This is a genomic window from Vallitalea maricola, assembly GCF_036985595.1.
GTDB lineage: Bacteria > Bacillota > Clostridia > Lachnospirales > Vallitaleaceae > Vallitalea > Vallitalea maricola.
Genome location: NZ_BTPU01000088.1, coordinates 1 through 14,783 on the forward strand (window position 1 = coordinate 1; position 14,783 = coordinate 14,783).

At 32.6% G+C, this 14,783-nt stretch carries 8 protein-coding genes and 1 riboswitch; of the genes, 3 read left to right on the forward strand and 5 right to left on the reverse strand.

Features of this window, described 5'->3' with window-relative positions; translation table 11 throughout:
• Nucleotides 1–70 precede the first annotated feature (70 nt).
• The 4 genes from AACQ14_RS21060 to AACQ14_RS21075 form a co-directional block, all read right to left on the reverse strand.
• Complete coding sequence (locus tag AACQ14_RS21060) at nucleotides 71–847, reverse strand: ABC transporter ATP-binding protein (RefSeq protein ID WP_339365550.1); 777 nt, start codon at nucleotides 845–847, stop codon at nucleotides 71–73.
• 32 nt (nucleotides 848–879) lie between these two features.
• Nucleotides 880–1,917: a FecCD family ABC transporter permease gene (locus tag AACQ14_RS21065; RefSeq protein WP_339365551.1), complete on the reverse strand. Its 1,038-nt coding sequence runs from the start codon at nucleotides 1,915–1,917 to the stop codon at nucleotides 880–882.
• Between the two features lie 113 nt (nucleotides 1,918–2,030).
• Nucleotides 2,031–3,095, reverse strand: coding sequence for an ABC transporter substrate-binding protein (locus AACQ14_RS21070; RefSeq protein ID WP_339365552.1), 1,065 nt, complete (start codon nucleotides 3,093–3,095; stop codon nucleotides 2,031–2,033).
• Nucleotides 3,096–3,248: 153 nt separating this feature from the next.
• Nucleotides 3,249–3,421: riboswitch (cobalamin riboswitch) on the reverse strand.
• A 199-nt stretch (nucleotides 3,422–3,620) separates the two neighbouring features.
• Nucleotides 3,621–4,946 (reverse strand): replication-associated recombination protein A, encoded by a 1,326-nt coding sequence (locus AACQ14_RS21075; RefSeq protein ID WP_339365553.1) that lies wholly within the window; start codon nucleotides 4,944–4,946, stop codon nucleotides 3,621–3,623.
• Between the two features lie 305 nt (nucleotides 4,947–5,251).
• Here AACQ14_RS21075 and AACQ14_RS21080 point away from each other — a divergent pair, with 305 nt between their 5' ends.
• The 3 genes from AACQ14_RS21080 to AACQ14_RS21090 all read left to right on the forward strand — a co-directional run bounded on the left by AACQ14_RS21080 (nucleotide 5,252) and on the right by AACQ14_RS21090 (nucleotide 8,289).
• On the forward strand, nucleotides 5,252–5,935 hold the full coding sequence (locus AACQ14_RS21080) for a TrmB family transcriptional regulator (RefSeq protein ID WP_339365554.1): 684 nt from the start codon (nucleotides 5,252–5,254) through the stop codon (nucleotides 5,933–5,935).
• A gap of 55 nt (nucleotides 5,936–5,990) precedes the next feature.
• Nucleotides 5,991–7,241, forward strand: a complete 1,251-nt coding sequence (gene lysA, locus AACQ14_RS21085; protein WP_339365555.1) for a diaminopimelate decarboxylase — start codon at nucleotides 5,991–5,993, stop codon at nucleotides 7,239–7,241.
• 211 nt (nucleotides 7,242–7,452) lie between these two features.
• Complete coding sequence (locus AACQ14_RS21090; protein ID WP_339365556.1) at nucleotides 7,453–8,289, forward strand: AraC family transcriptional regulator; 837 nt, start codon at nucleotides 7,453–7,455, stop codon at nucleotides 8,287–8,289.
• 143 nt (nucleotides 8,290–8,432) lie between these two features.
• Here the strand turns inward: AACQ14_RS21090 and AACQ14_RS21095 are convergent, their stop codons facing one another.
• Nucleotides 8,433–14,462, reverse strand: coding sequence for a GLUG motif-containing protein (locus AACQ14_RS21095; RefSeq protein ID WP_339365557.1), 6,030 nt, complete (start codon nucleotides 14,460–14,462; stop codon nucleotides 8,433–8,435).
• Between the last annotated feature and the right edge of the window lie 321 nt (nucleotides 14,463–14,783).

Consider the following 14,783-nt stretch of genomic DNA (forward strand, 5'->3'; position numbering starts at 1 on the left):
TAATTGATAGCTTATCTTATATAACTATATTGCCACAATAAATATATATATGCAAGTACATATTAAAATATTACTTAATTATTACTTTTTTATCAGTTAAAATGGGATGATTTATTAACTCCACATCAATAGAATATACATCTTTAACGGTTTCCTTGGTTATTACATCCTCTGGATCACCATATCTATATACTTGACCATTTTTCAACATCAATATCTTATCGCTATACCTCATAGCTATATTTAAATCATGAACAATATTTATAACCGTAATTCCCTTTTTCTTGCATAGATTATGAACCAACTCACTTATTTCATATTGGTATCCAATATCCAAATGGGATATGGGCTCATCTAACAACATGATATCTGTTTCTTGGGCTATAGCTCTAGCAAGAATGACTCTTTGCAGTTCTCCACCACTAAGCTGAGTGATTTTTTTATCTTTCAATCCTATGACTCCAGTTTCTTTCATTGCATCGTTAACTATCTTTATATCTTCTTCAGTGTTTTTTTGAAATCTAGAAGTATACGGAGTCCTCCCCATCATAACAATATCAAAAACAGAGAATTCATACTGCATATCCGTTATCTGTGGCACCACTGATAATCTCTTAGCCATTTCTTTTTGTTTGATAACATGGATATCGTCATTTTTAATATAGACTGTCTTTTTATTAGAAGGCAGTATACCTGCCAATAACTTCAACAAAGTAGTCTTTCCAGAACCATTAGGTCCTATAATACTATAAAACAGACCTTTTTCCATATTGATTGACAAATCTTTTAAAATAGTTTTTTCCCCATAGTTGAAATTTAATTTTTTTGTACTAACTATACTATTCATATTGTTCATTCCTTCTGTAATATGTTACTGATTTAGATGATTCTTTTTTTGTTTTGATATAATAAAAATAAGAAAAATGGAACTCCAAATAATGAGGTAATGATACCTACGGATAGTTCAGCTGGTGATATGATGGTTCTAGCAATAGTATCACATACGATCATGAAAATTGCTCCAATAAGCATTGCCAATGGTATTAGTTTTTTATGGTCAGGACCATTAATCATTCTTATTATATGAGGTATGATAAGTCCTACAAATCCTATGATTCCACTAGCTGAAACAACAACAGCCACCATTATTGATGATATCCCCAATATTATCTTCTTAGTTCTGTTTACATCAATTCCAAGACTTCCAGCTGTTTCATCTCCTAACAACATAAGATTCAACTCTTTTGAAAATACCATCATGATAATAGAACATATAATAACACAAGGTGCTATAATAGCTACTTCTTTCCAGCTTGATGTACTAAAGCTTCCTAATGTCCATAGATATACTCTTTCTAATTTATCCCTGTTCAATAACATCATCAAAGACATAAGGGCTGATAGTAAGTAATTAAGTGATATACCAGCCAGCAATAACGTTGTAGTAGGAAGTTTTTTACCAATAGCTGATATTCTCAGTACTAGTAGAACTGTAAGCATGGCACCAATAAATGCGAACATACTCACTCCAGTAAAACCAAAAATAGTTTTATTAAAATTAAATATAAGTCCAATTGTTGCACCCAGTGCTGCACCTGATGAGATACCTAGTACAAAAGGGTCTGCCATTGGATTCTTGAAAACTCCTTGAAAAGAGCAACCAACAACAGCTAACGCTCCTCCAGTAAATAATGCAAGTATTATTCTAGGCAGCCTTAAGTCAGCTATTATTTTTATATGTGATTCCTTAATACCATCAAGGGAAATCAATTCATTAATAAATGGAATTTTACTTAATAATATTTTACTGCTGTCAACAAAATCTATTCTGACAGAACCAAATCCACATGCAATAATAACTACTGCTATAAGTACTAATAAACTTATTATAATATTACTTTTTCTAAATATCTTCATAGTTTTAACCTGCTTTACTTTAGTATGTCATTTCTATTTATAACACAGTAAGCCTATGTTTATATTTAACATAGACTTACTTTAAAGTATACTCTATTTCTAATATCTTTACATTATTTAATAGCGTCTGGATGAATTATTTTCACTAAATTAGTTAATCCATCAACTATTCTTGGTCCTTGTCTAAAGAATAGATTTTCATCTATTTCGTATAATCTGCCTTCTTTGACAGCAGTTAAATCTTTATATCCTTCTAATGATTCTAACGTAGTTTTAGTATCATACTTATCTGAACATATTATAATTTGTGGGTCTTTATCAACTATCTGCTCAATGCTATAAGCCCAACCTGTAGCATCTTTCGCTATATTATCAGCTCCGGCCAAAGCCATGGCTTCACTTAAGAAAGTATCTCCAGTAGCTGTAAAATCTCCACCTTCTCCATATCCTACTACAAAATATGTTGTTGGTTTTTCTTTTCCTTCTATGGCTGTTTGGATTTCTGCTACTTTATCTTTCATACTAGTTACTAATTCATTCGCTTCTTCTTTTTTATTAATAACTTCACCGAGTGTATTTATATAACCGTATACTCCCTCAAAGCTTTCATTCCAAGAAAGTGATAAAACAGTGATACCTTGTTCTTGTAACTTAGCTACAGCATCATCTTTTACATGAGCAGATGTAACTACAACATCAGGGTTAAGATCTACTACTCTCTCAATATTAAATTCTTCTAAACTACCGATTGATTCTATATTCGCTACTTCACTTGGATAGTCACAAAAATCTGTTCTACCAATGATTTTATGTCCTGCTCCTAGAGCAAATATTGTTTCTGTAAATTCTGGTGAAATTGAAACTACAGTTTTTGGTTCTTTCTCAATTGTTATTTCCTTACCGTATTTATCTGTTATAGTTAATGGATATACATCTGATTCGCTACTAGTGTCTTTTTCATCTTCATTACTAGTGGTTTCATCTTTCTTATCATTAGTATCCTTATCTTCGTTAGTATTTTTGTCTTCATCAGTCTTTGATGTTTCATCTTTCTCTACTTGATTCTCTTGATTGTATGTATCTTCCTTTGGTGTCTTCTTGCCGCCACAAGCAGCTAAACTAAAAACAAGTACTGAAATTAACATAGTTGTCAGTAACAGCTTTAATATTTTTTTCATTCTCTAAACCTCCATAATATCTTCTTTAATAAGAAAAGTGATTAACACTCGGTATACTCATGCAGCATTTTCTATTTATAAGCAACAAAAAACTGTGCTAAGGCACAGTCAGATTACAAATAAATATATGAATCTACACTCTCCCACCGAAAGCTTAAAACTTATAAAAAGGCAGGTCTCCTGGCTTATGGCTTAACTTACTCTCTAGTCTTCTCAGTTTCCCAATGACATTTTAGATTTCATACCATTTACAGTAGCGGGGGCTGCAGTGGCATCTAACCACTTTCCCTTTTAACTCAACGAGTACCTTTTTATCTATTAAATTTTAGTATCTTATGTTATATATAAATATATCCAAAGATAATTTTATTATATACTTTAATATAAATATGTCAAGATAAAACTAGCTATTTGAGTTTTCCATTTTTTATCTAGATTAGATTATATTGCAAGTAAGTCAGAAAAAGTGTTTTGTTCTGACTTGGCATAATATTTTATTATATAAAAATAATGTAATTGGGAAAACTATTCAGCCTTCCCCTTTATTTTCTTGAAATGCTCTACAATTTTCTTTTCATACCCTTGGTCAGTAGGGTTATAATATATCTCATCCACAAGTTCATCTGGTAAATATTGCTGTTCTACATAGTGATTTTCATAGTCATGGGCATATTTATATCCTGTTCCATGACCTAGTTTTTTTGCACCACTATAATGGCTGTCTTTCAGATAAGATGGTATTGTGGTAATCTGTACTCTCTTTACATCTTCCAATGCCTTATCAATAGCTAAATAGGCAGCGTTACTTTTTGGAGCACAAGCAACATATGTTGCTGCCTGAGATAATATTATCCTACCTTCGGGCATACCTATGAAATTAACTGCATCAGCAGCAGCCATTGCAACTTGTATCGCCATAGGATCAGCATTTCCTACATCCTCGGCAGCACATATAACAATTCTTCTCGCTATGAATTTTGGGTCTTCTCCTGCATAAATCATTCTTGCAAGATAATAGACAGCTGCATTCGGATCTGAACCTCTCATACTTTTTATGAACGCTGATATAGTATCATAATGATTATCTCCGTTTTTATCATAATTGATAACTCTTTTTTGTATACATTCAGATGCTACGTTTATATCTATCTTGATTATACCGTCTTCATCAGGCTCAGTCGTAAGAACCCCTAATTCTATAGCATTAAGAGCTGCTCTTGCATCTCCATTAGCTCTATCGGACAAGAACTCTATAGCTTCTTCATTGATACTGGCATTAAAATTACCTAGTCCTTTTTCTTTATCCTCAATGGCTCTCATTATAAGCTTTCGAATATCTTTGTTTTCCAAAGGCTTTAGTTCAAATACTCTAGACCTTGATACAAGAGCACTGTTTACCTCAAAATAAGGATTTTCTGTAGTAGCACCAATAAGTGTTACCGTACCATCTTCAACATATGGCAGAAGTGCATCCTGCTGAGCTTTATTAAATCTATGAATTTCATCAATGAATAGGATAGTGCTTCCCAAAGTCATTCCTAGTCTGTTCTTAGCTTCATTTACTACTTTTTCAATATCTTTCTTGCCAGAAATAGTTGCGTTTAATTGAACAAATTCAGCTTTTGTGGTGTTTGCTATCACTTTTGCAAGGGTAGTTTTCCCTGTTCCAGGTGGTCCATAGAAAATGAGTGAACCTAGCTTGTCTGCTTTTATGGCTCTATATAATAATTTACCTTTTCCTATTATATGTTCTTGCCCTACTACCTCTTCTATAGATGTTGGTCGTAGTCTAGCAGCTAATGGGGATTCAGTTTCTAGAGTTTTCTCTCTCATCATATCAAATAAATCCATATCTATCTCCTCTGTCATCTATACTAATCATAATTTTTTTTATGTAATCTTCTATTAGAAACTAATTTATTAAGCTATTTATTCATTATATCATACAAGATTATATTTTAAACACTAACTCTTATGATTTTTCATTGATATTATTAGTTTTAATTTTTTAGTATATGATAGAGAGGTAAAAGTACGATATATATTATATGTTCAACTAAGAATTTTGTTCATAGCATACCCTTAGTTTTTTCTTGACAATTATAGATACATGCTTTATAGTAGTTCTATAAAGGAATACTAATGAGGTGAAAGATATGAATTTGATTGATGCATTAAAAAGCATTGGCTTTACCCAGCAGGAATCAATTATATACATTACCTTGTGTAAGCATGGAGAATTATCTGGCTACGAAGCAGCAAAAATATCTGGTATTTCACGTTCTAATGCCTACGCTGCACTATCAAGTCTAGTTGACAAAGGTAGTGCTCATATAATAGAAGGTACTTCTGCAAAATACATTGCTATCTCTAAAGATGAACTAATTATGAATGCTACGAGAGATTTTGATGAAAATATACAAGTTATTAGAGATAATCTAGAATTCAACCTAGTTACTAATAATCCATATATTACTATTGTAGACACTAAAAATATAATTAATAAAATAAAAAATATGATTACACAGTCTAAGTTCAGATTATATTTTTGTGCTGATAAAAAAATCCTAGATATATTTTCATATGAGATAATAGAAGCTTATAATTATGATAAAAAAATAGTTATTCTATCACCAGAAGTTCCCAAGTTCAGTCATAATAAATTCTATAAATCATTTAACTATGAATCTTTTAAGCTTATTATAGATACTGAAGAAGTTATTACAGGAACACTGAATCAAGCACTCTACTCTCGTAATACTACTTTAGTCCGACTTATTAGAGAAGCAATAATTAATGAAATTCACTTAATAGATATAAAGAATAATATATCTAATTAAAAAAATAATTTAACTAGTTTATTACAATATATTTCTTAGAAAGGAGCAACAGAGTATGCTAACAACATATAACAAAGTATCTGACGAAACTAATTTTTTTGGTAATACTACCCCAGTGGAATTAATAAAAGAATATGGTAGTCCACTATATGTGTATAATGAAAATGTAATGAGAGAAAGATGTAGAGAGCTGAAAAATCTTATAACATATCCTAATTTCTCTGTAAACTATTCTGTAAAAGCTAATGGTAATCTCACTTTATTACAAATTGCTCGTGATGAAGGTCTTAACGCTGACGCAATGTCACCAGGTGAAATCTTTGTTGAGTTAAAAGCAGGATTCAAACCAGAACAAATATTATACATTAGTAATAATGTATCAAAAGAAGAAATGCAATTTGCAATAGATAGGGATATTCTAGTAAGTGTAGATTCAGTTTCACAACTAGAATCATACGGTCAAATAAATGAAGGCGGAAAAGTATGTATAAGATTTAATTCTGGTGTCGGTGCAGGTCATCATGAAAAAGTTATTACAGGTGGTAAGAAAACCAAGTTCGGTGTAGACCCTAATTTCATCCCACAAGTAAAAGAGATTCTATCCAAATATAATCTTAACCTAGTAGGTATTAATCAACATATCGGTTCATTATTCATGGAAGGTGATAAATATGTTGAAGGTGTTAAATCTGTATTAGCCATAGCTGAAAAATTCGATAATCTTAAATTTGTAGATTTGGGTGGTGGATTCGGCATCCCTTACCAGAAACTTGCTGGGCAAAAAAGATTAGATCTACAAGACTTAGGTAAAAAATTAGACAAAGTATTCTTTGATTTTGCTGCTAAGTATGGTAAACAAATAACTTTCAAAGTAGAACCTGGACGTTATATTGCAGCTGAATGTGGTAATCTATTAGGTACAGTCTATTCCATAAAAAATAATTATGGTATGAAATATGTAGGAACAGACTTAGGATTTAATGTACTTAAACGACCAGTTATGTATGATTCTCATCATGACATAGAGATATTCAGAGAATCTAATGTACCATCAACAAAATCAGAAACTGTAAACATTGTTGGTAATATCTGTGAAAGTGGAGATATCATAGCTAAACAACGTGAACTACCAGAGATTTTTGAAGGTGATATAATTAATGTTTTAGATGCAGGGGCTTATGGATATTGCATGGCATCTAACTATAACAATAGACTTCGTCCTGCTGAGGTACTCATAACTTCAGATGGTAATGTAAAGCTTATCCGCCGTAGAGATACTTTTGAAGATCTAATCAGAAATTTTTAATAAACATAACAATTAAACGTTAATTAAGGTTGTCTCATAAAACATACAATAAGTAATATGTATTATGAAACAACCTTTTTTGTTACGCTCACTTTCTAAATATATCTTTTTTATGAGATATTATTAACTTATATCTTTCTGTTTTTAATTAACTAGATTTATGATATATTATTTATAATAACCTTTATTTACTCAAAAGGAGAGATACCTTATGATCTTATTAGAGGAAAGTATCAAAATCGATAAACTATATACCTTTTTTTATTTTGAATTTGCTAAGAATTATGTTTTTCGAGGAGAGAAACATGATTTTTGGGAAGCTGTTTATGTAGATAAAGGTGTACTGGAAGTTATGGCAGATACAAAACATTATGTTCTTAACAATGGTCAAATGATTTTTCATAAACCTAATGAATTCCATTCTTTATGGGCTAATGGTGAAATAGCTCCTAATGTTATTGTTTTCTCATTTGGTTGTCATTCAGAAGCTATGAAATTTTTTGAGAATAAAATTATCAAGCTGGATATTGAACAAAAAAGTATATTACAAAATTTTATTAAAGAAGCTAGAAGATGTCTACAAGATCAACAATTAAAAGCTAATTCTCCATTTGGCTCTAATCAGTTAATAAAACTATATATGGAACAGTTTTTCATTCATTGCATACGTAATCAAAATGTCCAGAAATTAAAAGAGTCCATTGTAACAAAAAAAAGAATGGAAAAAGATATAGCTGTAACTATAGAAAATTTCCTGAAAGAAAAAGTAAATGATAATATATGTCTAAAAGATATCGTTGCACATATGAGTTTAAGTGCTACATATCTAAAGGATTTATTTAAAAAGAACTATTCCGTTTCTATTATGAAATATTATCGTACATTAAGGATTGAGAATGCCAAACAACTTATAAGAGAATCCTCATTAACCTTTACTGAAATTGCGGAAAATATGAATTATACTTCTATCCATTATTTTTCCAAACAATTCAAGGATTGTGTAGGTATGACACCAACTGAATACGCTAAATCATTAGTACATTTCTAGTAATATATATAATAATGATACCTCCGCTTAAGATAACTAAGCTAAAAAAAATCTCCAACCTGATTATTTAGACTATAACCAGGTTGGAGATTTTACATACTTTTAGTTACATACTCACTGGCTACTCCCATTTGGGAGGATTTTTATACACCAGCTTTTACTATAATACTTACTTTTTCACTTTCTTTTTCACCAGCAGCTTTTGCTACTACTTCTACTGTATCTCCTTCTGATAATGTAAGTCCTGTTACACTCCAGTTTCCACCTGCTGCTGTTACTTTTTCTACCACATCATCAGAACCTGTATGTTTGATTGTTACTGTAACTTCTGCATCTTTTTCTGCTGTTCCTGTTAGACTTGTTGTGTCTGCTGTCACTTTATCTGCCTCTGTTACTACCGGTGTATCTGTTATTGGCATTCCAGCTTTTACTGTTATAATTACTTTTTCACTTTCTTTTTCTCCAGTAGCTTTTGCTACTACTTCTATTGTATCTCCTTCTAATAATGTAAGTCCTGTTACATTCCAGTTTCCACCTGCTGCTGTTACTTTTTCTACCACATCATCAGAACCTGTATGTTTGATTGTTACTGTAACTTCTGCATCTTTTTCTGCTGTTCCTGCTAGACTTGTTGTGTCTGCTGTCACTTTATCTGCCTCTGTTACTACCGGTGTGTCTGTTGTTGGCATTCCAGCTTTTACTGTTATAATTACTTTTTCACTTTCTTTTTCTCCAGTAGCTTTTGCTACTACTTCTATTGTATCTCCTTCTGATAATGTAAGTCCTGTTACATTCCAGTTTCCACCTTCTGCTGTTACTTTTTCTACCACATCATCAGAACCTGTATGTTTGATTGTCACTGTTACTTCTGCACTTGTTTCTGCTGTTCCTGCTAGACCTGTTGTATCTGCCGTCACTTCATCTCCATCTGTTACTACTGGTGTGTCTGTTACTTCATAGATAAAACTAATCTTTCCATCATCATTACCAAGCTTTTCAAAGTTATTATCCCCATCAGTATCCACCATCAGTATAGGTCTGTTTACTGTTGAGTCCATTAACCAATAAAAACTTTTACCAGCACCCTCTTGGAAATCCCACTGATCAAGTGGTGCTTGGGTTTTGTCGAATTTGGTTATATCTGCTCCACCAGGTTGAGCGAAAGGAGTTTTAGAACTTTCGTTTACTGTCGTTCCATTAACGAGCATTCCTTTGTATCCATAATTAGTATATGCTCCATCACCAGTACCCTTATAGCCTACTACTCTACAAATATACAGATCATTTACATCATTCGTTTTTAATTCTGGATTAAAAGCAACACAGTTCTGAATAGTAGCGGTACCATTTAAACAAATACCTACTATACCTCCAACACGAGATGAACCTGTAACAGATGATGTACTATAACAATTCTTTACAGTTGAATCTTTATTAAGACCTGCAATTCCCCCTGAGTTTTCCCCTGAAGAGGTTACTTTTCCGGTACTATAACTATTTTCTACACCACTAGATTCGATTAGACCAGCTATTCCTCCTGTGTTAGAAGAACCTGTTATATTACCGATACTGTAACAATCAGAGATAATCATATTATTACAAGTTCCTATAATGCCTCCTATAGAATATTGATGACCGGTAACTGTTCCAGTACTATAACATGATGCTACTTTAGAGCTATTACCAGAACCTACTATGCCGCCTACCTCAAGCTTACCTGTAACTGTTGCCGTACTATAACTATTTGTTATACTTCTATTAGGCCCTACGATAGTTCCTGCTATTCCCCCTATACGTCCTGGGCTCATAGGCGCATTAGTTCCTTCTATGTTGCCAGAGGTAGAACAGCTTTCAATATCGCCCTCAAAATATCCTACTATACCGCCTAGATCTCTTTCTCCATTTACCGTTGCATGACTATGACAATTCTTTATCGCTCCAATCGTAAACTGTCCTGAAATCCCACCAGCTCTCGAAGTACCATTAATCGTTCCTGTATTGTTACAACCTAAAATATTTGCAAGCAAAGCACGCCCGACTATTCCTCCAATATATTGCTCACCTTCTACCTTAGCGCTATTTGAGCATCCTTCTATGAGATTTTTACTATCCTGTCTATCAGAAGCTTCTCCGATAAGTCCACCTACATATTGTTTACCACTTACTTCATAAGTATTATTATCTGTTGATTTGACATGGCAATTTATTATTGAGCAATTTGTTTCAACACTATCATCTATTATTCCTACCAATGCTCCAATATAAGAAGCACCATTACATATTATAGTAGGATCTTCAAGTGTTAAATTCTTAATCACAGCTCCAGCCATCATATCTGAGAATAACCCTTGTCGACCTGCCTCCCTGTTAATACTTAAATGACTAATCGTTTTACTATTGCCATCAAATATTCCCTTGAAATCGTCTATGGGAACCCAATTCGTTATATTAACATCAGAACCACCATAACTTTGAAAGTCCAAACTATTCATTAACTTATATGTTTTTTTACTTCCAGCAGGAATAGCTCGTAACTCTTCTATTGAACTAATGGGTGTAAAAGTTTTAATAGCGTACACATGTGTAGTAGTATCCTCTGCTGTGATAACAATTTTAAGACTATCAGATACAAAACTATCTCCATCTACGTCATCGCCAACTATATCATAAACAATTTTTTTTGTTGCCTTTTCGGATATTCTCAATGCGTCTAATAATTGGCTTACTGTGGTTGTTGATAGTACATCCTCAACTGTATCTCCATTTATTGTTCCAATTACAGGATCTATAGACTCAATGCTACATTCACTACTTAAAGGCATCTTTCCATCATCGTTACCTAGTACCGTATACATTTTGTCTCCATCAGGGTCAGTACAAAGTACAGGTCTTTCCATGCCAGCTCCCATTGCCCAGTAGAACTCATCATCAGGAGTCGGTTGAAAATGCCATTGTTTTAATGGTTCACTATTTTTATTAAATTCAGTAATGTCTATTCCATGTCTTGCCTTATCGCTATTAGGTGCTGGGCTGATCTGCATATCTTGGTTTGCATAATTATCCTTAGCATTATGATATCCTAATCCTACTACTCTACCATAGCTATGATATAACTTAGGATTCATAGCAACACAGTATTGAATGGTGGTTTCATCTGCTAAATAGCCTACTATACCACCTACATCTGATTTTCCATTAATCATAGAAGTACTATAGCAATTTAAAACCTGGCTGTCATCAGCTTCTCCAGCTATACCTCCAATATCTTCTGCTTTTGGACTTTGGATATCGCCTAAGCTGTAACAATTGGATATATTCGAATCTTCTAAAGTACCTGCTATTCCTCCAATCCATCTCTGTCCACCGGTTATCGTTCCAGTACTATAGCATCCTGTAACATAGGAAAATCCAAAACTTTTTGAAGAATTAACAAAACCTGCTATTCCTCCAATATTCTTAGTATCGTCATCTCCTGAAACATTTCCTATACTATAGCAATTGGTCAAATTACCATACCCATGATAACCTACTAATCCACCTATAGAATTGTTATTTCCCTTTATATTTCCTGTAGCATAGCAGTTTTCTATAGATGCTCGACTATTTTCTCCAACAAGACCTCCTACCTGGTAATGACCGCTAACACTTCCTTCTGAATGACAATTCGTCATCCATATCTTATCATAACCATTACCTTCAAAACTACCTACTAAACCACCAACTCCCGTACCACCAGATACATTAGCGTTACTTGAACAATCTTTCATCAATTTTTCTGGCCAGTTTTTATTTGGTTCAAAAGATCCTATAAGGCCTCCTGTATTTTGATCACCTTTTATGCTACCAGAACTATGACAATTTGATATTAAAACAGCTTCTTCTGAATTACTTTTAATTGCGCCTACTAATGCACCAACAGAATAATCTCCATTGATATTAACATTTTCTAATGTTAAATCATGAATATAAGCTCCTCTATAAATTGATCCAAATAAGCCTTTGAAAGATTTTGAATCATTAATTTTTAAGTTTCTAATTGTTTTATTGTTACCATCAAATGTTCCTTGGAATGCGCTTATTGGTTTCCAATTTTTTATATCCTCATCCTCTGGCTTTTTCTCTTCATAACTAGCGATATCTGTAAAGTCCAAATCCCTTATTAGCTTATAAGTTTTACCTTGGGTATTACTACTACCGATATTTCTTAAGTCATCAATAGAATCAATGCACACGAAAAATGAAAGACTATAGACTCTAGCTGTACCAGCTTCTGAAACTACTTCTACACTCATGCCATTTTCTAGTTCTTTATTAGGATCTTTTATGACAGTATCACTATTAATTCCTAATACATATACTTTGGCAAATTTAGATGCTTCTATCCCATCTTTTAGTTGGCCTATGGTGGTTCCACTTCCTACTTGTACAGTAGGTCCATCTAGTTGACCAATTAAAGTATCTATACTTACTATTTTATTCTCATCAGATTTATGTCTAATTGTAATGGTGTAATCATGAGTATTACCATTGTAAGCTGTTACTCTTACTATCATTCCACCTACAATAGAATCAGTAGGCATTACTACCTCTGAACTACCTGATTTAGATATAGTTACGTGTTCTCCAACCATATCCATACTACTTAATAAATCACCTACTGTTGTTCCTATTGGTATACCTTTTATTTCATTTTCTGTGATTTCTATATAGTTTATATTATTAAGCTTTGTAATTTTACACTCACTGCTAATTTCAAAACTTATATTATATTCCTTTTTAGTATGGTTTTCTGCAGTTACTTGTATAACCATTGTATCAGCTACATCTGTATTACTTTGGTCTTCTACCGCACTTCCACCAGAGCTTACTAATATTTCTACTTTTGCCTTAGCAGAGACCATAAGTGCTGCTTTCAAATCACTTACTTTTGTTCCAGCAGGTATATCATAAAGAGTATCTCCTACAAGAACACCTTTTGTCGTTTTTATAATTTCTTTGGCACTGCTTGGTATGTATACAGGTGTTGAAGGTGTATAGCTTGTATCCGATGAATCAGTTGGTGTTGTTTCTTTTACTTTAACACCGTTACCATTAATGCCCTTACCGATGGTCTTTGTATTTACCTTTGGTTCAATGGTAACACCATTAGCCTGAATGTCCGCTTTATTAATGGTACCTTTACCTTTGATACTTACTTTAGCATTTGCTTTTACTGTATTGATTTTGGATGATACTTCGGTGGTTACTGTGGATGCTTCACCACTTTGTTTTATATGTAACTCTTCTATAGCTGTTTTTTTACCTAGCTTGACTTGACTTGGTGATTTTAATACAACTTGTTGAGCGTTACTGTTATTGATAAGGATACTGTCCTCTTTACCACCATCAATTAGTATACGTCCTTTAACAACCACATTCTCTAATTGAATAGAACCTTTTTTAACGCCTTTGGCAATAATAAGGTCACCATTAATAACAGTATTTTTTAACTTAACATTATCAGTGTTTAGTGTGACATTACCTTCAATGGTTTGTTTCTTATCCTTTCCGTACTCACCCTGTTTTTTGATGAGAGTACCTACTACATTATCTAAAATGGTAATGGCTTCAGCTCGGGTAATTACCCCTTTTGGTTTTATTGTTTTATCTGGGAAGCCTTTTAGATATTGACCATCTATTAAAGCATCTAAATACGCCTTACTCCACTCACCAATTTGTTTATAATCCTTAAATTCAGCTATTTTTTCTAAATTTTCAGTCCCTTGTAAATCCATAATAATGGCAACAACAGCACTTACCTCTTCTCTTGTTATTCCATTGTCTGGATTAAGGATATTTTTTTTATGCCATTTCATGTATTCACTGTTTTTTGCAATGGCTGTATCTTTTTCATACCACTTATTGTCTTTAACATCTTGGTAATTTTCTTCAATTCTTTCATAAAATCCATAGATACGATTAATGAGAGCAATAAACTCTACGTTCGTTATAATTTCATCTGGCTTATATTGCCCTCCTGAGTAACCTTTTAATAGACCTAAATTAACCCATTTTTTCATTGTTTTTTCTGCCCAATGTCCTTCTATATCTGAACTAGTATTAGGTCCATTGGCATAGGCAGTTGTACTAAAGGTGAGTACAAGAGCCATTATAATTGTTACGATTTTTTTCATCTTCAAATATATTCCTTTCAAATTAAATATTTTATTTTTTTAACACAGCCTTTATAAGTTGAAATACTCTTAGCTGATTCCTACATTTGCACCTCCTTGTATATTAAAATTAGGCCATGTTTTATTATTTTACGCACATTAATATGAGCAAAGGTTATCATATCACAACTAATGTGACACCATTATGTCAATCCATTTTTTGTTTTTCAATTTTTTCCTGTTAAAATGAACTACACTTTCTTAATTAATCTTTTTTTGATATGTATGTATGAATACCCTCGTTCACCAACAAATCACAACACTACAATTAAAATAAACTTT